Genomic DNA, 25234 nt, shown 5'->3' with positions numbered 1-25234 from the left:
ACTTAGCCCGGGCAGCCAGGCCATGGTGCCCGGGCGACTTTTCGCTATGCTTCAATCCATTCCTTGCAACGCGCATGACGGTGTCTATCCCCGCAGCACCGCTACCACGCTGGTGTTCATCCGCAACACGGGTCCATCGAAGACCCACCTTGTCCGGGCGCGCCACAGAGAGAATCAATGCCAACCCCACAGAAACCATCGCGCCTTCGTGACTGGGTCATGCTCGCCAAACCCGGCATCGTCATCACGAATATGATGACGGCGGTCGCCGGGCTCTGGCTGGCGCCGATCAACGTGTCCTTGCCCGTGACGGCCGCGGCCATCGGCGGCACCGGCCTGCTGGTCGCCGGCAGCGGCGCGTTCAACCAGATCTTTGAGCGCGACACCGACGCCTTTATGAAACGCACGGCCGTGCGCCCGCTGCCGTCGGGGCGCATGTCGATCGCCGAAGCCGCGATTATCGGCACCGTCGAGATTCTTTTGGGAATGTGGTTGCTCACCGCCTTTGTTAACCCGCTGGCGGCGTTCCTGGGATTACTGGCGACCCTGGTCTATGTCTGCGTTTATACGCCGCTAAAACGGCGCAGCTCGCTGGCGGTGCCGCTGGGCGGCGTCGCCGGGGCGATGCCGCCGGCGATTGGTTGGACCGCCGCCACCGGGACGCCCGATATCGGCGCCCTGGCGCTCTTCGCGGTGCTCTTCTGGTGGCAAATGCCGCATTTTTTGGGCATCGCGCTCTACCGCGCCGCCGACTATCAGAACGCGCGGCTGCAAGTCGCGCCGGCGCCCCGTGGCTACCAGCGCACGGTCTTCTGGGCGCGGGTGATCTCGCTGCTCACCCTGGCATCGGTGCTGGCCCTGCCCCTCTTAATCGACGGCCTGGGCTGGCCCTTTATGCTGATCACGCTGCTCGGCACCATCGGCCCGATGACCTATATCGTGCGCCCCGTCGACTACAAGAACGTGAGCCTCTGGGGCAAACGCGTCTTCTTGTCGAGCCTGGTCTCATTGCCGTTATTCGCCGTTGCCGCGTTTGTGCAGCGCTTTTTGACCTGAAAAATGAAGATTTTGTCCAGCAAACATCCCCCCAACATCTATCGCATGAGCTCACTGCCATGAAAAACCTCACCATCCTGCTGCTCCTCGTCCTTTCGACGGCCTTCGCGCTCTCGGGCTGCAAAAAAGACGCCCCTGCCGACAACGCCGGACTTGGCGCCGAGGTCGACCTGGACCAACTTCCCAAGGTCGAAGTCCCCAAAGAAGGCATCGAGTTTGACCCGTCGGTCGCGGTCGCCCAGCTCCCCGACGGGGTGTGGATGTGCGACATGAGCAAGCTGAGCCACTACGCCGCGCACGACAAAAAAGACGGCGTTTGCCCGGTCTGCCATATGCAATTGGTGCAGAAAAAGGCCACGGAATAACGCGCCGATGCGCCCCTGGAGCGCCCCCGGGGGCGCTCTTTTGGGTTATCTTAAAATAGTTCGATCCGCCGGAATATAATCCATTCAATTGATCGTTTGAATATGCGACGATGGCCACGCCGCCTCGCACTCCAGGCGTGAATGAAACGATTTAGCGGATGTCCAAATATGAGCCTCAACGAACTCCCCAGCCAACTCTATACCCAATTCGCCTCGATCGGGCAGGCGCTGTCGAACGACTCCCGCCTGCGCCTGCTCAACCTGCTGGCCCAATCGGAGCGCTCGGTGGATGACCTGGCCGGCAAGCTCGGCCAGAGCGTGGCCAATACCAGCGCGCACCTGCGGGTGCTCAAGCGCGCGCATATGGTCAGCACGCGCCGAGACGGCCGCCGGGTCTTTTATCGCCTGTCGGGTCAACCGGCGCTTAAGCTCTGGCTCGCGCTGCGCGATATGGGGCTGGAGTCGGTGCCCGAGGTGCGCGAGGCCATGCGCGTTCACGCCAGCGACCCGGATGTCATCCCCGACTTTGAGGGCGCCCAGCTGCTCGATAAGGTCGAGCGCGGTGAAGTCATCCTCTTGGATCTTCGCCCGGCGGAAGAATATTTAGCAGGGCATCTTCCGCGTGCCCAATCGGTACCCTCCGCGGAACTTAGCAAACGCATCGACACGCTGCCGCGCGACCGCGAAGTCGTCGCTTATTGCCGCGGCCCCTATTGCGTCGCGGCGATCGAATCGGTCGCCAAAATGCGCGCCCAAGGCATCAGCGCCCGGCGCCTGGCCCCCGGCATCGCCGAGTGGCTGGCTGCGGGAAAAACACTTGAAACGCAGTCCAATCTTTGAGCTTATTGAACTCGGTTAGATCCGACGTTGAATCTTCACGGTCCATATCTATGACTACGTCCAAATACCTCCGTTTATTACTCCTGAGCGCCAGCCTGCTCTTCGGCGCCCTGAGCGCCGTCCAACCGGCGAGCGCCGAGGCCTACCAGGTCCCCGAAACCGCGTATGGCGCCGGACCGATTCACGAAGGCGACGTCAGCGTCGAGTCGCGCCTCATCGTCGACGCCACCCAGGTGGCCCCGGGCGACACCATCCGCGTGGGCGTGGCGTTTAAGCTGGCCAGCGAGTGGCATATCTATTGGAAATACCCCGGAGACGCCGGCGTGCCGACCCATATCGAGTGGTCGGCCGACCAGATGAGCTTCGGCGAGCTGCAATGGGCCGCCCCGCAGGTCTTCGCCGAGATGGACGGCGAGCAGATCGTCTATGGCTACGATAACGAGGTCATCCTCTATAGCGAGGCCACCGTCGCCAAAGACGCGACCGGCTCGATCACCCTGCAGGCCAACGTCGATTATCTGGCGTGCAGCAACCTCTGCATGCCCGGGCACTCCAACCTCAGCCGCACCATCCCGGTGGGCGACTCGACCATCCTGGCTGACACCAACCTGATCCAGGACTTCGCGAAATTCGGCAAGCGCGTGCCGCGCAAGGCCGAGGACCTCGGGCTTGAGACCAAATTCCACTATTCGCAGACCCCGCTTCGCCCCAACGACGAGTTCAACGTCCTGGTCGAGCTTGTCGAGTGCCAGGAAAAGGCCAGCACCTGCCTGGACCTCAAGGTGCGCTACGATGACCTCGAACACGCGTTTATCCCGGACATCTTCTCGATCCCCGAAGTGCGCGTCACCGCGTTAGAAAAGCACCCCGATGCCGCCCACGGTTGGCTGCTCAATATCCACGGGAAGTTGCCGGCGGACGCCGAAGAGTCGCGCGATATCTTGTCGGGCGTGCTCGAATTCGAAGCCTCCGACGGCAGCATCGTCCCGGTCTATATTCGCGACGAGTTTGAGCGCGGCGCGCCCGACGACCCGGTCGAAGAGATGCCGGTCCCCACCTGGGATAACGCGCGCATCCCCGGCGTCGGCTCGACGCCCGCGCTTTCGAACCCAAAGAACGCCGAGCCCGGCGCGGCTACAACGCCCGACGACTCCGAGGAGCCGCTTAGCCTGGCGTGGGTGCTCGTGCTGGCGTTTGTCGGCGGCATCATCCTAAACCTGATGCCCTGCGTGTTCCCCGTGCTCGCGCTGAAGGTGTCGTCCTTTGCCAATATCGTCCACGAGAGCAAGCGCGGCATCGTCACCCACGGCATGGCCTATACCGGCGGCATCATCGGCAGCATGATGGTGCTGGCGAGCGTGGTCATCGGGCTGCGCGTGGCCGGCACGCAGGTCGGCTGGGGCTTCCAATTCCAGCAACCGCATTTCCTGGCCGGCCTGATCGTCATCCTGGTGCTCTTCGCGCTCAACCTCTTCGGCGTCTTCGAAGTAAGCATGAACGCCCAGAATATCCATGAGAAGGCCCAGGAGAGCAGCGGCATCAAGCGCAGCGTCTGGGAAGGTGTGCTCGCCGTGATCCTCGCGACCCCCTGCTCCGCGCCCTTTTTGGGCACCGCGGTGGGCTTCGCGCTGGCCAGCGGTCCGCTGACCATTATCGCGGTCTTCGCCGCGCTCGGCCTTGGCCTTGCGGCCCCGATGGTCGCCCTCACGCTGATGCCCGGCTGGGCCAAAGTCCTGCCCAAACCCGGCATGTGGATGGCCCACCTCAAGACCTTTTTGGGCTTCGCTCTGCTCGGCTCGGCCATCTGGATCATCTGGCTGCTCGGCCGCCAGGCGGGCGTCGACGCCATGGCGTCCGTGCTGATGTTCGCCGGCACCCTGGGCATCGCGGCCTGGCTCTTCGGGCTGGTGCAATTCGCTTCCTGGACGAAGCGCAAAGCGATGACCGTCGCGCTGGCCCTGAGCATCCTTGGCGTCGCGGGATATTATAGCTTCCCGCTTAAAATCGAGCGCACCCAGGCGCGCGCGGCCAACACCGCGACCTCGACCGTCGATGAGATTCAATGGCAGGATTGGAGCGAGGAGGCCGTGCAGGCCGCCGTCGCCGAGGGCCGCCCGGTCTTTGTGGACTTCGGCGCCGACTGGTGCCTGACCTGCCAGGCAAATATGAAGACCGCCATCGACACCGCGCCGGTGCGCGAGGCCATCGTCAAATATAACGTCGCGCCCTTCTACGCCGACTGGACCAACCCGGATGAGAAGATCCGCCTGAAGCTCGCCGAGCACGGCAAGGCCGGCGTTCCCTTCTACCTCATCTACTCCCCCAACGGGTCGCCCAAGGGCAAACCGATGCCCGAGGTCCTGACGCCCACCATGTTGGTCGACGCATTTAAAGAGGCCGCACAATGAGCACTGAGAGCAGTGATATATCCTCCCAGCAGCTCAGCCGCTGGCAGCAATTACGCCAGAAGCGCTGGTTTCGCTGGGCCGGTGACCTGGCTATCTTCGCGCTGATTTTTACCGCCATCACGATGTGGCAGAGCCGGGCGCTGGTCAAATCGGGGGCCCCCGCCCCCCAGTTCGCCCTGGTCGATATGCAGGGCAACGAGCACGAGCTGCAGCAATACCAGGGCAAGAAGACCTTCGTGGTCTTCTGGGCCCCCTGGTGTGGGGTGTGCGGCGCGGAGTCCGACAACGTCAGCCGCATCAAGTCCTGGATGGGCGAGCGCATCAACCTGATCTCGGTCGTCCTGGACTACCAATCAGACGAGAAGATCCAGGAGTTTATGGACAAACAAGATGTCGATTACCCCGTGCTCAAGGGCAATCGCATGGTCCAACAAGATTATAAGATCTCCTCCTACCCCACCCTTTATGTGCTCAACGAAGACGGCGCGATCGACTATACCGTGGTCGGCTATACCACCACGCTTGGGATGTTGTGGCGCGCGCTACTCTAAGATCATCCGCACGGTCACCGGGTCCCACTCCTCGGCGCACATTTGGTCACGGCCGCCCTCTTTGGCGCGATAAAGCGCCGCGTCGGCGCGGTTAATCAACTCCTCAATCTTGGTGTCCATCTCGGGGTGAAAGGTCGCTACCCCGGCGCTGATCGTGATGCGGAATCGCCGCCCCTCGCTCTCGACCTCCGAGAGACCGATACGCCGGCGCACCCGGTCCGCGATCTCCATCGCGATCGCCAGCTCAACCCCGGGCAATAGCACCACAAACTCCTCCCCACCGTAGCGCCCAACCAGGTCAAGCGGACGAAGCGCGAGCTGACAATTATCGACCACATGCTTCAGCGCGACGTCACCCACCCCATGCCCATAGGTGTCGTTGACCTGCTTAAAATGGTCGACGTCAAACATCATCAGCGACAGCGGCTCACCGCCGCGCCGGGCAGCATCGAGCTTATTCTGCGCGCTCTCGAAAAAATATCGCCGACTCAAGGCCTGAGTGAGCGGATCATAATCGCTAAGCCTTCGCGACTCGCTATATTGGCGCGCGTTGCACAGCGCCAATGAGGCGTGGTGCCCAAAGGCGGTGAGCAGGTCCAGGTCCTGGTCGCTATACGCATGCGCGGATTCCGAAGCCAGGGTGATCAGCGCCAACGCGCGCTTCTCACCCATCAATGGCAGGCACACCCAGGACCGATCTTCGGGGCCCAGGCAATGCGGCGCGTCGCACATATGCTCGCGGTCAATCTTCGGAATATACTGAATATTCGGAAGCTCTTGAAACACCCGCCGGTAGGGCTCTTCATCGACGCTCACGCGAGTAGGCGCGTCCGGGGAGGCCTCGGCCAACTCCAGATACCCGTCATACACCCACCACAATTGCGAGCGATCAAAGCTCACCAGCTGCGCGATACTCTCGTGAATCTTTGGAATGACCTCATTCAAGTTCAGCGAGCTCGCCATCATCATCGAAACCTTTTGCAGGGTCTGGGCCAACCTGCGTTTGGCCTGCTGGCGCATCAGATGCACCTCCAGGGCGTCGACGATATCCAACACCTCGCGCCCGGAGCGCTCGATGCGCTCAAGCGAATCCCGCCCAAAGGAGTCCGTCCCAAACCCCTCCTCGAGCAACAACTCACTATAGCCCAGAAGACTCGCAAGCTGGGTGCGCAATTTGTGGCCCATCGAACCCAGATAGGCGTCGAGCTCGTTGCAAGCGTCGTCGCCCTCTCCGTCAATTTCATGCGCCGAAGAGGGCGCCAGCGTGGGCGCAAAGCGCACGCTCGACTCCGCCAGGAGCTGCGGCTCGATGTGGTCCCTCGCCAATTTGATCGACTCGACCAGATAAATCGAGCGCGCGGCCTCCTGACCGACCGCACCGGCGTGATTGTGCCCCAACAATAACAGACTCACGACTACCGGACCGACGCCCGGGGCTACAATCCTGGAGGTAGCTTTCCCCTGATAGGCCCGGTGTCCACACCCCGCGCATTCGACAGGCTCGGGAAGCTCCAGCTGTTGCCGCGTCGCTTCCCACCAATTGCCGGCGCTCGCCCAATGCACGAGCAACGCCGCGGTGGAGTGCCGGCCAAAGACCAGCGCTTCGTGGGTCTCCACCCAGATCGAGGCGCCAAGCCCCGCGGCCAGTCGGTTAAGGGTCAGGTTGCCGGCAGTCTCAAGATATTCCAAAGCGCGTCCGATCGAAGAAGTATGGACCTATAACTTAGCGCCATCCTAGCAACCCGATTCGCGGTTCGACAACCCGCCCTTTCTCCCCCCATTTGTGCCGCGCTTATTCGGAGACCTTGACGATCAATTTGCCAAAATTGCCACCGGTGAGCATACCGATAAACGCCTCGGGGGCGTTCTCGAGGCCTTCGCGAATATCCTCGCGGTATTTCACGCGTCCCTGGGCCAACCAGCCGCCCATCTCTTTGAGAAACTCGGGATATTGCTCGATAAAATCGCTCTGAATAAAGCCCTGGAAGGTCAGGTGTTTCGAGAGCATCTGCCCCATAAACCCGGGCAGACGGTCCGGGCCTTCGGGCGGCGCGACCTCATTATAATGGGCGACCAGCCCGCATACCGGGATGCGCGCGAAGTCGTTGAGCAGCGGCTGCACCGCCTTCCACACTGCGCCGCCGACATTCTCGAAATAGACGTCGATGCCCTCGGGCACCGCCTCCTTGAGGTTCTGCGCAAAATTCGGGTCCCGATGGTCCAGGGCCACGTCGAAGCCAAACTCCTCGATCAACGCCTTGCACTTCTCGGGGCCCCCGGCGATGCCGACCGCCCGCGCCCCCTTGATCTGCGCAATCTGCCCCACCGCCGAGCCCACCGGCCCGGTCGCCGCGGCCACCACCACCGTCTCGCCTTTTTTCGGCTTCCCGATGGTCAAAAGCCCCGCATAGGCCGTAAATCCGGGCATCCCCATCACGCCCAACGCGGTGCTCGGCGGCGCTGCGTCCGGGTCCAAGACGTGCAGGTCTTTCCCATTCGAAATCGCGTATTCCTGCCAGCCCGAATAGGACAAGACGGTCTGGCCGGCCTTAAATTTAGGGTGGCGAGACTCCACGACTTCGGCCACGGTACCGCCGACCATCGTGTCGCCGATCTCGACCGGCGCAGCGTAGGATTTGGCTGCGCTCATGCGCCCGCGCATATAGGGATCCAGCGACAGATACTTCACCTTGAGCAACACCTCGCCGTCTGCGGGCGTGGGAATCTGCTGCTCCTCCATGCGAAAATTATCCGCCGTCGGCTCTCCCTTCGGACGACTGGCGAGCACGATGCGACGGTTGGTTGAGTCAGACATATTGTATCCCTTTGAGTTAAAAAACAGTGAGTCATCAAAAGCATCAGACCTGATGCGCGGGCGGAACCTATGCACACCCGATGCGATGTGAAGAGAAGCTGAACATATTTCTCCTGCGCCTACACTGGCGATGCGACCCGAATTATACTAACTACGCGGGTTGATATTGGACTTTTATTTTCTAGTCGCCTCACTCGGAGCCCCCTGATGCAACCAAGGCTTAGCCGACGCATGAAGAATTATTTCTCCCGTCCGCAGCGCACAGGCGCTGGCGCGCTGTGGGCGTGCCTATTGATATTTGCAATGGGACCCGGCTGCGCGCTCATCGATGGGACCTCGGGCAATTCATCGCCTGAAGCCGACGCCGGCCCGGATACCTCCGAGCCCGACCTCATCGGCTCGGCATGCGCCGACGACGCGCAGTGCTCAGCCGCGTCGGGCCCGTGCAGCGTCGCGACCTGTGAGCAAGGACGATGTGCTCTCAGCCCCGCCACTGCGGGGACCGTGTGCCGCGAGTCCGCGGGTGGCTTATGCGACGAAGCCCAAACTTGTGACGGCAGCAGCCTTGACTGCCCGCCGCCGGTCGCAAGCGCGGCCTATTGCACGCTGCCGAGACCCATTCAATATTCCGGAGAGGGGCTGAACTTAAAGCTTGACCTGGTCGAGTTGGATGACAACGCCAACACCACCGCGCAGGTTCCCCCTCGTGCGAGCGTGAAACTTCGAATCAAAGGAAGTTGGTCGCCCACAGAACCAGGCGATGCACGAAACGCGCAGTTTTATGTGGGCATAGCCGACCAGACCTCGACCTGCCTCTCGTACGGCCCGACAGAAAACGAATTCGACGAAACGTGGGAATTCGACGCCCCATACGAAACCGGGACCTATGTCATCAACCTGCGCGCCCGCCGCGACCAGCGCTGTGATTTCACCAGGAGCGTCTCGGACGCGAGCTTTCGCGATAATTCGCTCGCCGTGTTGGTCGTCGCGGAGTCTGGGCCGCCGACCCTAGCCGACATGCCCCTGCGCGTGTCGCTGGATGCGCACAACCTGGTCTATAATCACATTAGCTTAGATGACACGGAAGCCCGGGTGGCCACGGTGTCACCGGGTGCCGAGGTCGCGTTGGAGGTTGAAACAAAATGGCGCCCCTATTGTATGGGTTGTTACGCGCAGGCGTATGTGGGCATGAACAATGTCTTCACCCAATGCCTTGGTAGCAACGACGTCTCGAGCGTCTCAAAGCAACACCGGACGACTTTTAACGCCCCGACGAAACCGGGCGTCTATATCATCAATTCGACCTCGACGGAGGTCTATACAACGGATTGCCCCGACGAACCGCAGGTCTTTCCGACCCACTTCGACTCGAATTCGGTGGGGACGTTGATCGTCAAACCAGCGCCTTGAACTCCACGACACCCAGGCTGAAGCCGCTGTCGATTATGCCACCTCGCATTGCTGCTGCACATCGCGCGCACGGTGCACAAATCGCCTGAAGCACCTATCCACCGCAAAGAAACGCCCCGCCCCACACAACGTGTGAGGCGGGGCGTTTGGGCCCGGCGCAAGCTTGTCGTCGCTCAGACCGCGATGACCGTCAGGTCGGGGTCCACCTGGCTTCTGAGCAGGTTCTCGATGCCCTTAAGCGTGCCGGCGATGGCCGACGGGCAGGTGCCGCAGGAGCCCTCGTAGCGAATCATCAGCTGCGTATCGATGAGCGCCTTGATCTGCAGGCCGCCGCCGTCGCCCTGCAAATACGGCATGATTTGCTCGGCGATGACCATCTCGATGGCCTCCATGCGCGGGTAGTCAAAGCCCCCTCGGCCAGCGGCACTCTTTTGGTGCCCTCCATATCGGTGATCCACGATGAACCTCAGCGCGCGTTGACGTCGCACATCTAGCAATCCAAACTTGGTTGCACAAAACAAAAACAACTCACACAAAGCCGGGGTTTCCAATCATGCGAAGCAATTCCATCAAGTTAGCGATACTGCTGCTATCCTTCTCAGCCGGCTGTAGCGCACCCCTCGCCTCCGATGAACCCGGCGCTTGGGAACTCAATACCAATCACTGCCCCGAAGGGGCGCTTGTCGACGTTGACCTGCCGGATGTCGATGTATTCGCCCAGCCCGTATGCCTGGTTAACCACCCCGCCGACGAGGTTCAAATCCAATGGTCTTCTGAATTACTACTTCGACCCGAATGCTCCACCGACATTTTCGAAGATCCCAGGGAGCTCGGGTATTATGGAAGAGTTGGCTTCATTACGGATAGGCGAATAACAAACGAAAATAACGATTGCACACCCGGATTTATGCAGTCATGTACAAATTTCAACATTTATATTCGCCTACCGAGGGTCTCGGAGATTTGGCATCGATTTGAGGTCCGTAGACCCAATGAAAGCTGTGACTATAGTCACGCGATTTATGAAAGTGAGTATTATTGGTTTTGGCGTTTTGAAATCGGAGGATATTTGGGGATCGCACATTTTCGATCAGATATCGGTAACGGATATCCGGACTCGGCTCTTCATCACATTGAAATATTCGACCAAACGTGTGGCCGCGTATCAAACGTCAAAAAGGAAGAAGTCATTCAACAATTTTCTGTTGTGGATATACTCTTTGAATCACTCCCATCAAAAAAAGCGCTCGCCTATCATTATCCCGAGCCAGAATTCCCGATTTATGGAGACGCCATGATTAATTTCTACACTCCACTTGTCACAGGATGTGTTATTTCAAACGAGGACAACTGGACACGGCAAAATCAATGAAAACAAAACACATTTTGTTCGCGCACATTCTCATTTTAGTTTTCATTTCTGTAAGTTATTCAAGTGGCTGTGCAAATGAAGAAAATACTCTATCAACAGGAATCGTCAGTCAAAAAGTGATTTTTGGAGACGACTATGAGGAGCGGGATCAACTTGTCGATCGGGCCGAAACGGAAATCAATTCGGATTCGAAAAGGGATAAATGGTGGCAACTGGCGACACTATCCAAAACCTCAGGAAACGTTCGTCTAAAATATAAATCAGGACCTCGGCTATTTGGTTCCGCAACATTAACGAGTGCAGGACTTCTATTTTCTGCCGACCACGTTATATATGACCAAACCCACTTACCAGCGTCAGAAGCCATAGAGGCTCAATATATTACTTTCGAGATGGATTGGTCGACTCCGGACTCTAACGGCGGATTAGCAGCACTGAAGAGCGACTGGTATATGTATCTTAGGCTTAAAGCGCTGGGGTTGGATGACTGGGCAATCTTTCGAAGGCAACCCTCATGATTGATCACATCTTTTTACCCCGCTGAAATCCCAACCGGTATCCCTTCTCGATTTCACGCATATGCTTCCATCCACGCCCCAGCACTAGCCAGCCCGGCGGACCGTTCTGTGGTAGGTGCCCCCCAAGCTCAGCGATGGTCCTCATCACGTCGGCGGCGGTCGGGTGAGCCCCAAGTTTTTTGGGCTTCAGGGCGCGCAGCACTTCGAGTTGCAGGGCATTAACAACAAGGCTCGGGTCGGCCTCGCCCATGGTGCGCCCGAGATGGCGCAGCACCAATAGGTGCCAGGCGACCACAGCTTTGGCGGAGAGCGCGGCGAGCAGTGTCGCGGCGCGTTTGTGTTGCAATTTGGTGTAGGCTGCGCCGGTTTTCAGGGCTTTGAAAAACTCCTCAATGACCCAGCGCGCGCGGTACCAATCGACGATTCGCCACACCTGCTCATCGGCCTCGATGGGCTGGTCGGTGACCAGAAGCCATCGCACCGGATCTTCATCTGCGGGCGGGTCAACCTCGAGAACTTCAACGACATTTACTTTGAGGCCTGCGGGCCCGTAGGCGGCCTTAATGCGGTCTGGGCGGCGAATCTCGACCTGCTTTGCGCGCACTTTAAGCTGCGCCATCCGCGCGCGGCGCACCGGGTGCCCCAGAGTCGCCTTGCGTTTGGGCCGCGGCGATAAAGTTGTCGTTCGTGCCTCATCTCGCCAGGCAACCTCATCGAGTTCATCGCTTAGCTTGCGAAAGTCGCAGCGCCTCGGACCGTCGCACACATTTCGATCCCAGGTCATCCGAATCACGAAGCTGTAGCCGGACATATCCATCGGAAAGAGTGTCAGATAATCGTCCGCCTCGCGGTCCATGACGTGGATGATTTTGGGGACATCTTCAAGGCGCGCCTCGCTCTGCTCGACCGCCTCCATCCAGCGGCGCTGCTCGTTGTCCATCACCCCGTCGATTTGCTCCCAAAATGCGCGTGTTTCGTCGTCTTCAAGCTCGGAGGCATGGACAAATGGGCGGCTTGCAACCAGACCGAACGGGGCACGAAATGGGCCATCCGAAATGGCCAAAGAGGCGTGCCAATAAAAGCCCTGGCGATTCGCGCTGAGCCTGCTGAGGTGCTCTCGCGCCGGCTCATCGTGGATGTCAAACGCGATCTCACAGGTGTCATGGAGCACCAACGCCGCCCCAAGATCTTCGGTGCGCCGACGTGCCGCGTCGAAGTGAGGTTCAAGCAACTTGAAGTGATCGACCGCCTCGTTTCGCATCAACCGATAATACGCCTCCAGACGCGCTAGATCCCCCCATTGCCTCCGGGATGCTCGCCTCGGGTTGGCGCCCGAGCGACTCCATGATCCGGGCGAACCTTTGACTGCGTCGCACGTCGCCCAAGGGGGCGTCTGCGACCTCTTCGGACAAGCTAATATCGGCGAGTATTTCGGTCACTTGCTGCATGGCGGTCCTTTCTAGAAAAGCAGATGATCCCGCCGGATTCGATCAAATTTGGCGTCCGCTGGCAAGTGGGGTTATGAGATGTGTATGATCATGAGAAGGCAACCCTATTATCAAAATCTATTTGAACAATGGCAATGGCAGGAAATTGAAAACTGGGAGGGCGATGACGAAGATATTGCCTTAATAAAAGTCAAACCCAAATTAATAGAAGAGCTTCGACAGCTGCCAAAATGGCAGATATTAGGGCCGGGCATGTTTTTTGACTTTAAACCGCCGGCTGTTCTGTCCGATGATTGGTTTGAAAAAGACGGTCATGCAATACAGATTCAGCATAATATACCCATAGGAAGTTCAAACCCTGACTTTCGCGTGCCGCTCGTGAGCTACGACGGCGTTTTTAGAAAATTTGTATCCGTCCCCCAACAACTCACCGCAATTGATGGAACGACACGCAATTATGTTTTGGAGTTTATCGCCAATACGGACGCGCGGGGCGGATCGAGCGGTTCAGCCCTATTCCTCGACGGCGGGCTCGACTCTAGCTGGCAAAATTGGGCGGGCATTTATAGCGGCTGTGGTGGTGTCTCCAATAGCTGCTCAGAAGTCATAGAGGTGCCTTTCGATTCACCCGATTATAACTCATTTTTCAATCGATTTGATCTCAAGCATCAGGATGCACGCAACAACGCGCAGGGAAATCATGGGGAGCCTTTTCGCTCCGGCACGGATGAATGTACCGAGGGGGACCCAGACTCTTGTTACGACGAATGCGTCGTATATTGCGCGAACCCTGAGCACGCGAACGAAACGCGATGCGAGAAATATCACTGCCACGACCCCGACGCCCCGATCTTTGACGACCATGACAGCAACCAAGAAGGTTGTGTCGGTTCAAATTGTGGCTCATCGCGGGATCCTAAAAAGGTTCGGCATCTAAGCTGCACAAACAACAAACTCGCCAAAACTGGCAACCCCGCACGTGTTCATGATGTCCAGGGGCTCGGTGTGATGGGAGCGCCACTACAAAAGAATCTCGCGAGCAAAACGGACACCGCCCTCGGCGGCTTTGGGATCATCTGTGGGCCTCATAGTCGGCGAGAGTGGTCGATGAATTGGGATTTCATCGGGGTGGAGCGCCGGGATCATCGACGCGACCTGCTCACACGTTTGACTTATATGTACGGGGATGACGATTTTTGGGATACCTATAAGAGTGAACCCCTGTCTTTCCTCAACACGAGCATGCGCTTAACCACCGAGGATAAACTCGAAGATGGAACCCCCGTCGACCGCATCGCCCCCATGCCATTTCAGATGTGTCCGCCCGGCTTTGTCATGCGTGGCCTTGAGGTCCAGGCAACCGGTTCCGGCCCTTCGGACTATATTGTAGGCGTCACCGCGCTGCGATGTGTTGATATTCGAAAACCAATCACTCCCAAATTCAATCCATGCTTAGACCCGGATCATGACGACTATAGAGAATATCCGTGCCGCGTACCGACGAGTCTCGAAAAGCTTAGCGCGACAACGCCCTATCGCGCTGGCATGACTGTGGATCCCGACCATTTTCAGTATGAATACGAAGACGCGACGCAACAAATCGGTCAAGCAAGGCCTGAGGGACCACTTACAACAATTCATTGCTCCACGGCAGGTGACGGGGTCGTTGGTTTTTATATCTCTAAAGATGCCTATGGCCCCACCCAATTTATCGAGCTTGAGTGCATGCCCTACCATTGAGCCAATACTACGGCTTGATGAGTATTGGTTCGCGAACACGAAAACGCCCCGCCTCACACAACGCGTGAAGCGGGGCGTTTGGGCCCGGCGCAAGCTTGTCGTCGCTCAGACCGCGATGACCGTCAGGTCGGGGTCCACCTGGCTTCTGAGCAGGTTCTCGATGCCCTTAAGCGTGCCGGCGATGGCCGACGGGCAGGTGCCGCAGGCGCCCTCGTAGCGAATCATCAGCTGCGTATCGATGAGCGCCTTGATCTGCAGGCCGCCGCCGTCGCCCTGCAAATACGGCATGATCTGCTCGTTGATGACCATCTCGATGGCCTCCATGCGCGGGTCATCAAACCCGGCCTCGGCGTCGTCGATGCCGCCGGCCTCCACGCCGCCGACCTCTTCGTCGATGGGGCGCGCGTCGTCGAGTGAGGCCGCCCGGATGGGGTCGGCGATATCGCGCATCAGTTGATGCCAGTCGGCGGTGCCATCCTGGGTCACCGACAGCCAGCGGTCGGCAAAAAAGACCGAAATTACGCTGTCGATGCGCATAATCGCCTCGGCCAGCGGCACCCCCTCGGTGCTCTCCATATCCGTGAAGGAGCGCGTGCGTCCGTTGAGCGTCAGCGCCTGGTCCAGGATGAACTTCATCGCGTTGGGGTTCGGCGTGTATTCAATCTCTTCAATCTTCATCTCGTACCTCCTTAGGGGGCGAAAATACGGTTCGTGTCGAATCGCATATTGCCAATGACGGCTCGAGCTTTCGCTCTATTTTATGGCCTTATGATTCGGCGAGCGGGTCCGCGTCGCCTTCGGTCGAGACGACCTCTTTGCCGCGCAGCGCGGCGCGCAGCGTGTGCCAGGGGAGCACCGCGCATTTGATGCGCTCGGGGCGCCCGGCGACCCCGAGAAAGACCTTCAGGTGCCCGAGCTCATTATCCTCGGCCTCCGGGTCGAGCTCACCGACGAGCATCTGCCGAAATTCATCGACCAACACCTCGGCATACTCGGCCTTTTTGCCCTTGACCCGGTGGGTCATCATGGACGCCGCAGACTTCGAGATCGCGCAGCCCGACCCGCTAAAACGGATATCCTCAATCGTGCCGTCTTCGCCCAGGAGCACGCTGATATCGTAGGAGTCGCCGCACAGCGGATTATCCCCGTGCGCGTGGTGACTGGCCCCCTCGAGCTCCCCGAAATTACGCGGGTTCTTATTATGGTCGAGGATCACCTCTTGATATAAACTTCGAAGGTCTGCCATCAGTGAAAAATCTCCTTTACGGTCGCCAGAGCGCTGATCAGCGCGTCGATATCTTGTCGATTATTATAAAATGAGAAGGACGCCCGCGCCGTGGCGGGCACCCCCAGGCGCGTCATCACCGGCTGCGCGCAGTGGTGTCCCGCGCGAATCGCCACGCCCTCGGTGTCCAAGATGGTGCCGATATCATGCGGGTGCACGCCCTCGACCTCAAATGAGATCACCGCGGCCTTGTGCGCGGCGGTGCCAAGGATGCGCACGCCGTCGAGCTCGGCGAATTTCGCCGTCGCGTACTCCAAAAGCTCATGCTCGCGCGCCGCGATGCGCTCGATGCCGATGCTCTCCAGATAATCGATCGCCGCCCCCAGCCCCACCACCGCCAGAATCGCGGGCGTGCCGGCCTCGAATTTATGCGGAATCGGCGCGTAGGTCGACTTCTCAAAGCTCACGCTGCGGATCATATCCCCACCGGCCAAAAACGGGTTCATGCGCTCAAGCAGCGCGCGCTTCCCGTAGAGCACGCCGACGCCGGTCGGGCCGCACATTTTATGGCCCGAGAAGGCGTAAAAATCGGCGTCCAAAGCCTGCACATCCACCTTCATATGCGGGGTCGCCTGGCAGCCGTCGACCATCACCAAGGTGTTGTTTTTGTGGGCCTTTTCGATGATCTCCGCGATCGGATTAATGGTACCAAGCGCGTTCGACACGTGGGTCACGGCGAGCAATTTGGTGCGCTCATTGAGCAACTTGTCGAGGGCGTCGACGATGAGCACGCCCTGGTCGGTCATGGGCAAAACGCGCAGGCGCGCGCCCTTCTCCTGACACAGAATCTGCCAGGGCACGATATTGGCGTGATGCTCCATCGCCGAGACGATGATCTCATCGCCCTCGCCCACGAATTTTCGCCCCCACGCGTACGCCACCAGGTTGATGCTCTCGGTGGCGCCGCGCGTGAAGATGCACTCGTCGGACTCGCCCGCGTTGATGAAGCGGCGCACCTTCTCGCGCGCCGCGTCAAACGCGTCGGTGGCCCGCTGGCTGAGCATATGCACGCCGCGGTGCACGTTCGAATGCTCGCCAGTCTGATACGCCATGAGCCGGTCGATGGCCGACTGAGGCATCTGGCTGGACGCGGCGTTGTCCAAATAGGCCAGCGGATGCGCCCCCACATTTTGATGCAGGACCGGAAATTGGGCGCGAATCTCCTCCCAACTCATCTTGGAGCGATCCACCGCGGGCTTGCTTTTTGACTCAGTCATGGCCACTTCCTAGTCGTTCTTCGACGTTCGCTGGGAAACCTGCTCTTCGAGCGCGTGCTTGAGCGATTCCACCGGGATAAACTCGATGACCTCGGCGGCAAACGCGTAGACCAGCAGGTCGCGGGCTTCGGCTTCGGACAGGCCGCGGCTCTTCAGATAGAAGAGCTGGTCCTCGTCGAGCTGACCGATGGTCGCGCCGTGGGTGCATTTGACGTCGTCGGCGAAAATCTCAAGCTGCGGCTTCGCGTTAACCTTGGCCTTGGGGGCCAGGAGCAGTGTGCGGTTGAGCTGATAGGCGTCGATGATCTGGGCCTGCGGGCGCACGAAGACTTTGCCGTTAAAGACCGCGTGGGCGTCGTCGTCGACGATCATCTTATGCAGCTGATGACTCTCGCCGTGGGGCTTGCGGTGGTCCATCGCGGTGTGGGTGTCCGAGACCTGCTTGCCGTCGATGAGCGCCAGCCCGTCGAAGGTGCAGTTGATCTGCTCGGCGTCGCCGTTTCCGTAGGCGTCGTAGCGCGAGAAGAGCGCGCCCAGCGAGATATTCTGCGAGTTATAGGTCGACCCGCGCGTCAGGTCGATGGCGGTGCGCGCGATATGATAGGCCGCGCGCCCGTCACGCTGCACGCGCGTGTGGTTCAAGGTCGAGCTCTCGCCCAGGCAGATCTCGCTGAGGACGTTATTAAAATACACGCCCTGGTGCGCGCCGACATAATCCTCGACGACCGTGGCCTTGCTGCCCTGGGCGACGACGATGAGGTTGCGCGGGTGCGCCGCGAACGGCTGCGCCGACTCGCTCGACAGATAGAGCAGCTGAATCACGCCCTCGACCGAGGTCTCTTTATCGACGACCAAATACGCGCCGTCGGCGTAGCCGGCGCCGTTGAGGTTGGCGAAATAGTCGTCCTCATAATAATGCGCGACGTTGCCGAGCTTCTCGGCGACCTCGGCCGGCAGCTCGCCGCCCTGGCTGAGCGTACCGCCCTGCACGCCCTTCTGGGTGCTGAGCACGGATACGTCCGAGAACTCCGGCGCGTATTGCCCGTTCACGAAGACCAGGCGCTGGCCTTCGGCCTCGGGGATCGCGTATTCGGCGACCGTCTCGGCGGTGATCTTCGCCTCGACCTGGTGGGCCGGCACAAAGTCGATATTGGTCAGCGGCTTCAGCCGCACGTAGCGCCAATCCTCGTCTTTTACGCTCGGAAGTCTGAGTTGAGTGAGCCGATCCGTCGCCTGCTGCTTGAACGCAGCCTGCGCGGCATCGGCCGAGCTCACCGCGTCCGCGCCAAGCACGGCGTCGGCGAAGGCCCTGGAAATATTATCTTTTTCAATGACTGACATAATTTTACCTATCGCCCGAGGGAGGTGGATTTAGCTGGCTTTGGACTCGTTGATAATCCAATCGTAGCCGCGCTCCTCAAGCTCAAGGGCGAGCTCTTTGGTGCCGGATTTCACGATCTGACCGTTCACCATGACGTGGACGAAGTCGGGCGTGATATAGTTGAGCAGGCGCTGATAGTGGGTGACCAGGACAACGGCGTTGTCCTCGCGGTGCAGCGTGTTGATGCCGTTGGCGACGGTGCGAAGCGCGTCGATATCCAGGCCGGAGTCGGTCTCGTCGAGCAGCGCAAGCGACGGGTCAAGCACCGCCATCTGCAGGATTTCGTTACGCTTTTTCTCACCACCCGAGAAGCCAACGTTGACGCTACGGTCGAGCTTAGCGGCCGGCATATCGACCACTTTGAGCTTCTCACGCACGAAATCGTCGAACTCCAGCGGGTCCATGCGCTCGCCGCCGCGGGCTTCGACCACCGAGTTATAGGACTGGCGAAGGAACGCCGAGTTGGTCACGCCCGGGACCTCGACCGGGTATTGGAACGCCAGGAAGATGCCCTGACGCGCGCGGTCTTCGGGCTCTTCTTCGACGATCGACTCGCCCTTATAGAGGATATCGCCCTTGGTCACGGTATAGGCCGGGTGCCCGGCGAGCACCTTGGCGAAGGTTGACTTGCCGCTGCCGTTGGGTCCCATGATGGCGTGGATCTCGCCCGGATTCACCGTGAAATTGATTCCCTTTAGGATGCGAACGCCTTCAACGCTAGCGTGTAGATTTTTGACTTCCAACATAATATGAACCCCTTGAAAAGGTTGAAATTTTCTAAGTTTATAAAGTTTCGAGGACCTGGGCGGATTAACCGACGCTGCCTTCCAATTTGAGCCCGAGCAGCGCCCGCGCCTCAACGGCAAATTCCAGCGGCAATTCGTGGAAGACCTCTTTGCAGAAGCCGTTGATGATCATCGAGATGGCGTCTTCTTCGTCGATGCCGCGCTGCTTGAAATAAAAGAGCTGCTCTTCGCCGATGCGCGAGGTGCTGGCCTCATGCTCGATCTGAGCGGTCGGGTTCTGGATGTCCAGATACGGGAAGGTATGCGCGCCGCACTGGTCACCGATGAGCATCGAGTCGCACTCCGAATAGTTGCGCGCGTTGTCGGCGCTCGGGGTCACTTTGACCTGACCGCGGTAGCTATTGTGCGAGTGGCCGGCCGAGATACCCTTGGAGATGATCTTGCTGCGGGTATTCTTGCCGATGTGGATCATCTTCGTGCCGGTGTCGGCCTGCTGCAGGTTATTGGTCAGCGCGACCGAGTAGAATTCGCCGACCGAGTTATCCCCGCGCAAAATGCAGCTCGGGTATTTCCAGGTGATCGCCGAGCCGGTCTCGACCTGAGTCCACGAAATCGTGGAGCTCTCGCCGGCGCAAAGCCCGCGCTTGGTCACGAAGTTAAAGATGCCGCCCACGCCTTCTTCGTCGCCCGCGTACCAGTTCTGGACCGTGGAGTATTTGATGGAGGCGCGGTCATGCGCGACCAGCTCGACCACGGCAGCGTGGAGCTGATTCTCGTCGTATTGCGGCGCGGTGCAGCCCTCCAAATAGCTCACGGTGGCGTCATCTTCGCAGATGATCAGCGTGCGCTCGAATTGGCCGGTGTGCTGGGCGTTCATGCGGAAATAGGTCGACAGGTCCATCGGGCATTTCACGCCCTTGGGCACGTAGACGAACGTGCCGTCGGAGAAGACCGCCGCGTTGAGCGCCGCGTAGAAGTTGTCGGTATAGGGGACCACGGTGCCCAGATATTTCTCGACGATCTCGGGGTGCGAGTGGACCGCCTCGGAGATCGAGGCGAAAATAACGCCCGCTTCTTTGAGCTCTTCCTGAAAGGTCGTGACCACCGAGACGCTATCAAAAACCGCGTCGACCGCGACGTTTTGGAACATCTTCTGCTCGTTGATCGGCACGCCGAGCTTCTCGTAGATCTCGAGGATCTTCGGGTCGACCTCGTCGAGGCTGGCCTTCTTCTTGGGCATCTTCTTGGGCGCCGAATAGAAGATGATCTCATCGAAGTTGGGCTTTTTATAGGTGACGTTTGCCCATTCGGGCTCCTCAAGCGTCAACCAGTGCCGATAGGCCTTGAGGCGAAACTCGAGCAAGAATTCCGGCTCACCCTTGCGCGCAGAGATCGCGCGGACCACATCCTCATCAAGCCCGGGCGGCAGCTCGTCCACCTCGATATCTGCGGAAAACCCGAACTCGTAGGGTTTATCCATGATCGACTTAATCTCTCTCTTCTCAGATGCTTCTGCACTCATATTGGGCCTCATTGGGTCGTGCTATAAAATCGACTTCACTGGTCAAAATCACGAAGGAAACGCGTCCAACTGGACCCGCTAACTCGGAATATCGACGAATGAAATGGTGGAATCCTCTTTTGTATCTAAATCGGCAGGGTCCAAATTCGACAGGTGGTCGCGCACCGCTTTTTCGTTCTGGGTGAGCAGGCTCAGCGGCAACCGGTCCATCGTCGACATCACATACTCGGAGATATGCGACCAGACCGGGCGGATCGTGCAATCACAGGCGTGGCGGCAGATCTGCAGCTCGCCGGTATGACGCCCGCATAGTTCCTCAACCTCAAGAAAGCCACCAAGAACACGCATCACGTCGCCCACCGAGACCTCTTCGGCCGGGCGCGCGGCGTAGTAGCCGCCGTGGGCGCCGCGCTTGGAGTCGACCAACCCGCCCTGGGACAGGATGCGCAGCATCTTCTGGGTATGCGGCAAGCTCAGCCCTTCCAACTCGGCGATGGTCTGGGCAGAAATCGGCGCATCCTCCGTGGCGGTCGCCACGCGCAATAGACAGCGCAGGCCATACTCTTCAGTTGCGGTAATCTTCATCCTTAAACCTCATCGTGGACCGACCTTGGACCAACCTCGCTGCGGCGTTTAGCATACTATTTTGTAGACTTTCAAGTAGCCCGTGGGCAATATCATACCTTTTTGTACAATTTCAACTTCGCCGCCCCGCTGGCTTAACCAACCAGACGCCCTTATTCTTCCCCTAAACCCACTTATTTCGCCCATCCAGCGCGGATTATCGGACTAAATCAGCCAAACGACGTGTTCGAGGCGAGCCAAGATTTAATTGCTTCTCTGCGCCGAAATATTATAGATGGGTCGCACGAGTGGAGCCCTAAAAATTCCTTTTAAGATCAATGTGACGACCATGAGTAAATTGCCACCCTCTTCTTCCTGGGACAAATTGAGCGTGTCCGAGCTCGAGGACGCCGTCGCCCACCACAATCGACTCTATTGGGTGGAGAATAACGCCGAGATCAGCGACCCCGAATTCGATCGCCTGGTCGAGGCGCTGCGCCAAAAATCCCCGGACAGCCCGATCCTCACCGCGATCGGCCCGGCCGGCGCGGGGCTCGAAGAGGCGGCGGTCCAGGCCGACGCACTCCACGACGCCCACCAGGTGCTGCATAACCCGCCGATGCTCTCGCTGGACAAATGCTACGACGAAGAGACGCTGCTCAAGTGGTTCGATAAGTTCGAGGGCGACGTGCTGGTCAGCCCCAAGGTCGACGGCGTGGCCATGTGCGTGCGCTACGGCGCCAACGGCGAATTGCTGCTCGCCGCGACCCGCGGCAGCGGGCGCGTCGGGGAACTCATCACCGAGAACGCCAAGCAGGTTGGCGGGGTGCCCCATAAGGTCGACGCCGCGGGCATCGAGGTGCGCGGCGAGGCCTATATGCCGCTGTCGGTCTTCCGCGCCGACTTCGCGGCCGACTACGCCAACCCGCGAAACCTCACCGCAGGTGCGCTCAAGCTCAAGGACGCCCAGGCCGCCAAGGCCTATGGCATCCGCTTTTTTGCCTATGATGTGCTCGGCGTTGAATTCGACACCGAGCTTGAGAAGATGCGCTGGCTCGCCGAGCTCGGGTTCGACCCGGTCGGCTCTACCATCGTGTCCAAAGACGAATTGCAGCAGAATTTCGAGCGCATCGACGCCTCTCAGGCGCACGCAGACTTCCAGATGGACGGCGTCGTCTACCGGGCCAACCTGCGCGAAGAGCAACTTCGCCTGGGCTATACCGGCCACCACCCGCGCTATTCGATCGCCTATAAATTCCAGGGCGACTTCGGCGAGAGCACGCTGCGCGAGGTTCATTGGAATGTGTCGCGCACCGGCGCGATCAACCCGGTCGGCATCGTCGACCCGGTGACGCTCTCGGGCGCAGTGGTCACCCGGGCGAGCCTGCATAACCTGGCGATCATGGAGACCTTGGGCGGCGAGCAAGGGTTGACCCTGAATTCGCGCGTGCTGATGACCCGGCGAGGCGGCGTGATCCCGCATCTGGAGAAGATCATTGAAGCCGGTGAGCAGCCGGTGACCATCCCGACGGAATGCCCGGGATGCGGCGCCCCGACCTATCGCGAGGCCGACGTCCTCTGCGCCGACCATCTGCCAGGATGCCGCGCCGAGCGCGTGCGCCAGCTCGAGCATTTCGCCAGCCATATGGAGATCAAGGGCCTGGGGCCGAAGCTGCTCGAACAGCTCTATGATAGCGGGTTGGTCAGCGACCCGAGTGACTTCTACACGCTCACCCGCGAGGAGCTAACCAGCCTGGAGCGCGTCGGCACCAAGACCGCCGACACCCTGCTCGAGCGCATCGACCAACGCCGGCGCGTGCGCGCTGAGCATTTTCTGCGCGCCCTCGGGATCAACGAACTCGGCCGCCACGTCTCCGAGTTATTGGTCGAGACCTACCCCTCCCTCGACGCGATCCTCGCGGTGCCCGTCGAGGAATTGGTCGCCATCCCAACGATCGGTGAGGTCATCGCCGAGCACGTCACCAAGGGCTTGGCGCAAAAAGCGGAGCTTATCGAATCGCTGCGCTCCAAGATCGAATTGGTCTTCCCCGAGCCCAAGTCCGAATCAGATGCCGATGCGCCCAGCGACTCGCCGGTCGCCGGACGCTCGTTTCTCTTCACCGGCACCCTGGAGTCAATGACGCGCTCGGAGGCGCAAAAGCGAGTGCGCGCGCTCAGCGGTGACACGCCCTCTTCGGTGCTCAAATCATTGGACTATCTGGTCATCGGCGACGCCGATTACGAGAAATTCGAGGGCGGCTGGCGCAGCGGAAAACTAAAGAAGGCCGAGCGCTATAATAGCGAGGGCAGCGCCATCTCGATCATCAAAGAAACCGATTTCTTAGCCTTAGTCGACGCGGCCGACGCGTAAGCTGGCGCGCTGATTCTTTAGGATATGGCGGCAAATCGTCGAGCACCAAAGCGTTGCCGAACTTTTGAGATTTTCATCTTGCACCGGCATTAAATTATGGTACGCTTCGGCCTGTTCTGAATATTAAATTTGCGCATTTCCAATTTAATTGGCGCCCCTAACTTCTTCACGATGCGGGGTTCGTCGTTAAAAGAATAAAAAGCGCGCCGGTCAAAATACGGCGAGCGGTCACCCTGAGGCGATATCAACTTTGCGGCTTCAGCAATAACGTTAAGAAAAGAGCATTAAACCTATATGGCTAGCAACGCACCAGAACGCACCTTTTTGGTCGTCGATGATGAGCCCGATATCCTCGACGCCATCGAACGACTCTTCCGAAAGGAATACCGAGTCCTCACCGCCAACTCGGCGGCTGAGGCGCTTGAAATCGTCCAGCGTGAGTCGATTCAGGTCGTCATGAGCGACCAACGCATGCCCAGCATGTCGGGCATCGAGCTGCTCGAAGAGTTGCACAAGACCCACCCTGATATCGTGCGCGTCCTCTTCACCGGCTATAGCAATATCGACCACGTGATCGACGCGATTAATCAGGGCCACGTCTATCGCTATATCAGTAAGCCGTGGAAGCCGGCGGAGTTGCGCCTCTTCGTCGCTCAGGCCTTCGATTATTATGTCGACCGCCAGGAGCGCCGCTCGCTGATCAAGCAGCTGCAGAGCGCCAACGAGCGCATGGAAAAGCAGCTCAACTTGCTCAGCATCGCCAACGAGGAGCTGAAGACCCTCGACCGCGTCAAGAATGTCTTCATGGAGGTCGTCAGCCACGAGCTTAACACCCCCATCGCGATCATTCTGGGTTATGTGTTTTTGCTCAAAAAGGAGCTCGACGGGGCGCGTGGCGACCTGACGGGCAAGGCGATCGAGGGGATCGATACCAGCGCGATGCGCCTTAAAAACATCTCCAACCGCATCTTCAAGATGCTGGCCGACGAGGGCCCAACCTCCACCCTCAACCTGGAATGGGTGACCCTCAAAGACCTCGCCGACGAATTACACACGCAGATTTCGCCGTTTTTGCAAAAGCGTCATCAGACCTTCAAGGTGACGCTGCCCTCGGAGCCCGCCCAGATCCACGCGGACCCCGAAAAGCTCAGCGATATCTTCCTGAATTTGTTAATGAACGCGATTAAATTCTCGCGCGATGGCCAGACCATCACCCTGTCGGTCGAGGCCGCCACGGATGAGCCCGAGACCTACGTTTTTTCGGTCCAAGACCAGGGCATCGGCATCTCGGACGAAGACGTCTCCCAGATTTTCAACTCGTTTTTCAGCACCTTCGAGTCAAAGCACCACTCGTCGGGCAGCTTCGAATTCGGCAAGCGCGGCATCGGGCTGGGGCTGTCGGTGGCGCGCCGCTTTGCGGAGATGCACGCCGGCAGCATTCACGTCGAGAGCGTCGAAGGCGAAGGGTCACGCTTTGTCGTGCGCCTGCCGCGCGACCCCGAGCAAATCCACGGGCTGGTCAACGACCTCGCCCTGGACACCCCAAAGGTTCTGAGCTGAGCCACAGCCCCGGCGCAACCCATCGGTCGCGCCGAATCTGTGGCCTCTCATCCACCGATCAAATC

23 protein-coding genes are annotated in these 25234 nt (G+C 59.3%); 11 read left to right on the top strand and 12 right to left on the bottom strand.

The annotated features are described in order from the left end of the window. Positions 1 to 177 precede the first annotated feature (177 nt). The 5 genes from cyoE (at position 178) to DN745_RS01730 (ending at position 5220) form a co-directional block, all read left to right on the top strand. Positions 178 to 1056 (top strand): heme o synthase, encoded by an 879-nt coding sequence (gene cyoE / locus DN745_RS01750; RefSeq protein ID WP_111331591.1) that lies wholly within the window; start codon positions 178 to 180, stop codon positions 1054 to 1056. Positions 1057 to 1115: 59 nt separating this feature from the next. Then, positions 1116 to 1421, top strand: coding sequence for a hypothetical protein (locus DN745_RS01745; RefSeq protein WP_111331589.1), 306 nt, complete (start codon positions 1116 to 1118; stop codon positions 1419 to 1421). A gap of 141 nt (positions 1422 to 1562) precedes the next feature. Further along, complete coding sequence (locus DN745_RS01740) at positions 1563 to 2261, top strand: ArsR/SmtB family transcription factor (protein WP_111331587.1); 699 nt, start codon at positions 1563 to 1565, stop codon at positions 2259 to 2261. 50 nt (positions 2262 to 2311) lie between these two features. Next, positions 2312 to 4669, top strand: coding sequence for a protein-disulfide reductase DsbD family protein (locus DN745_RS01735; protein ID WP_111331585.1), 2358 nt, complete (start codon positions 2312 to 2314; stop codon positions 4667 to 4669). After that, a complete protein-coding gene (locus tag DN745_RS01730) occupies positions 4666 to 5220 on the top strand; it encodes a TlpA family protein disulfide reductase (protein ID WP_111331583.1) in 555 nt (184 codons plus the stop codon). The genes DN745_RS01735 and DN745_RS01730 overlap by 4 nt, the downstream gene beginning before the upstream one ends. Here DN745_RS01730 and DN745_RS01725 read toward each other — a convergent pair. Continuing rightward, positions 5212 to 6909, bottom strand: a complete 1698-nt coding sequence (locus DN745_RS01725; RefSeq protein ID WP_111331581.1) for a sensor domain-containing diguanylate cyclase — start codon at positions 6907 to 6909, stop codon at positions 5212 to 5214. The genes DN745_RS01730 and DN745_RS01725 overlap by 9 nt on opposite strands. Positions 6910 to 7012: 103 nt before the next feature. Continuing rightward, entirely contained in the window at positions 7013 to 8035 is a 1023-nt protein-coding gene (locus tag DN745_RS01720; RefSeq protein ID WP_111331579.1) for an NADP-dependent oxidoreductase, read from the bottom strand. A 303-nt stretch (positions 8036 to 8338) separates the two neighbouring features. Here DN745_RS01720 and DN745_RS01715 point away from each other — a divergent pair, with 303 nt between their 5' ends. Continuing rightward, positions 8339 to 9445 (top strand): hypothetical protein, encoded by a 1107-nt coding sequence (locus DN745_RS01715; protein ID WP_111331577.1) that lies wholly within the window; start codon positions 8339 to 8341, stop codon positions 9443 to 9445. Between the two features lie 173 nt (positions 9446 to 9618). On the opposite strand, the gene DN745_RS01710 is transcribed toward DN745_RS01715, so the two are convergent. Continuing rightward, a complete protein-coding gene (locus DN745_RS01710; protein ID WP_133621692.1) occupies positions 9619 to 9903 on the bottom strand; it encodes a NifU family protein in 285 nt (94 codons plus the stop codon). Positions 9904 to 9998: 95 nt separating this feature from the next. Between DN745_RS01710 and DN745_RS19140 the strand changes: the two genes are divergently transcribed. After that, a complete protein-coding gene (locus DN745_RS19140; protein ID WP_133621691.1) occupies positions 9999 to 10817 on the top strand; it encodes a hypothetical protein in 819 nt (272 codons plus the stop codon). Next, complete coding sequence (locus DN745_RS19135; protein WP_133621690.1) at positions 10814 to 11335, top strand: hypothetical protein; 522 nt, start codon at positions 10814 to 10816, stop codon at positions 11333 to 11335. The genes DN745_RS19140 and DN745_RS19135 overlap by 4 nt, the downstream gene beginning before the upstream one ends. A 4-nt stretch (positions 11336 to 11339) precedes the next feature. On the opposite strand, the gene DN745_RS01700 is transcribed toward DN745_RS19135, so the two are convergent. Together DN745_RS01700 and DN745_RS20160 are read right to left on the bottom strand one after the other, a co-directional pair. Then, a complete protein-coding gene (locus tag DN745_RS01700) occupies positions 11340 to 12599 on the bottom strand; it encodes an IS4 family transposase (RefSeq protein ID WP_133621689.1) in 1260 nt (419 codons plus the stop codon). Further along, positions 12559 to 12783 carry an IS4/Tn5 family transposase DNA-binding protein gene (locus tag DN745_RS20160; RefSeq protein WP_111331569.1) on the bottom strand — a complete coding sequence of 75 codons (225 nt, stop codon included), beginning with the start codon at positions 12781 to 12783 and terminating at the stop codon, positions 12559 to 12561. The genes DN745_RS01700 and DN745_RS20160 overlap by 41 nt, the downstream gene beginning before the upstream one ends. Before the next feature lie 84 nt (positions 12784 to 12867). On the opposite strand from DN745_RS20160, the gene DN745_RS01690 reads away from it, so the two are divergent. Next, positions 12868 to 14523, top strand: a complete 1656-nt coding sequence (locus DN745_RS01690; protein WP_111331567.1) for a hypothetical protein — start codon at positions 12868 to 12870, stop codon at positions 14521 to 14523. 105 nt (positions 14524 to 14628) lie between these two features. On the opposite strand, the gene DN745_RS01685 is transcribed toward DN745_RS01690, so the two are convergent. From DN745_RS01685 to DN745_RS01655, 7 genes are all read right to left on the bottom strand, one after another. Continuing rightward, entirely contained in the window at positions 14629 to 15201 is a 573-nt protein-coding gene (locus tag DN745_RS01685) for a NifU family protein (protein ID WP_111331565.1), read from the bottom strand. 88 nt (positions 15202 to 15289) lie between these two features. Next, on the bottom strand, positions 15290 to 15769 hold the full coding sequence (gene sufU, locus DN745_RS01680; protein WP_111331563.1) for a Fe-S cluster assembly sulfur transfer protein SufU: 480 nt from the start codon (positions 15767 to 15769) through the stop codon (positions 15290 to 15292). Next, positions 15769 to 17025 (bottom strand): aminotransferase class V-fold PLP-dependent enzyme, encoded by a 1257-nt coding sequence (locus tag DN745_RS01675; protein ID WP_111331561.1) that lies wholly within the window; start codon positions 17023 to 17025, stop codon positions 15769 to 15771. The genes sufU and DN745_RS01675 overlap by 1 nt, the downstream gene beginning before the upstream one ends. Before the next feature lie 9 nt (positions 17026 to 17034). Further along, positions 17035 to 18366 carry a Fe-S cluster assembly protein SufD gene (gene sufD, locus DN745_RS01670; protein ID WP_111331559.1) on the bottom strand — a complete coding sequence of 444 codons (1332 nt, stop codon included), beginning with the start codon at positions 18364 to 18366 and terminating at the stop codon, positions 17035 to 17037. A gap of 30 nt (positions 18367 to 18396) precedes the next feature. Further along, positions 18397 to 19152 (bottom strand): Fe-S cluster assembly ATPase SufC, encoded by a 756-nt coding sequence (sufC, locus tag DN745_RS01665; protein WP_111331557.1) that lies wholly within the window; start codon positions 19150 to 19152, stop codon positions 18397 to 18399. 64 nt (positions 19153 to 19216) lie between these two features. After that, complete coding sequence (gene sufB, locus DN745_RS01660; protein ID WP_111331555.1) at positions 19217 to 20674, bottom strand: Fe-S cluster assembly protein SufB; 1458 nt, start codon at positions 20672 to 20674, stop codon at positions 19217 to 19219. 78 nt (positions 20675 to 20752) lie between these two features. Next, entirely contained in the window at positions 20753 to 21259 is a 507-nt protein-coding gene (locus DN745_RS01655) for an RrF2 family transcriptional regulator (RefSeq protein WP_111331553.1), read from the bottom strand. Between the two features lie 328 nt (positions 21260 to 21587). Here DN745_RS01655 and ligA point away from each other — a divergent pair, with 328 nt between their 5' ends. Continuing rightward, the gene (gene ligA, locus DN745_RS01650) at positions 21588 to 23609 is read left to right on the top strand and encodes an NAD-dependent DNA ligase LigA (protein ID WP_162687388.1); all 2022 of its coding nucleotides are present in this window, start codon (positions 21588 to 21590) and stop codon (positions 23607 to 23609) included. 294 nt (positions 23610 to 23903) lie between these two features. Then, positions 23904 to 25169 (top strand): hybrid sensor histidine kinase/response regulator, encoded by a 1266-nt coding sequence (locus DN745_RS01645; RefSeq protein ID WP_111331549.1) that lies wholly within the window; start codon positions 23904 to 23906, stop codon positions 25167 to 25169. Positions 25170 to 25234: the final 65 nt, after the last annotated feature.

The organism is Bradymonas sediminis, assembly GCF_003258315.1.
Lineage (GTDB): Bacteria > Myxococcota_A > Bradymonadia > Bradymonadales > Bradymonadaceae > Bradymonas > Bradymonas sediminis.
The sequence above is the reverse complement of the archived record's forward strand: the minus strand, read 5'-3'. Positions and strand labels throughout refer to the sequence as shown.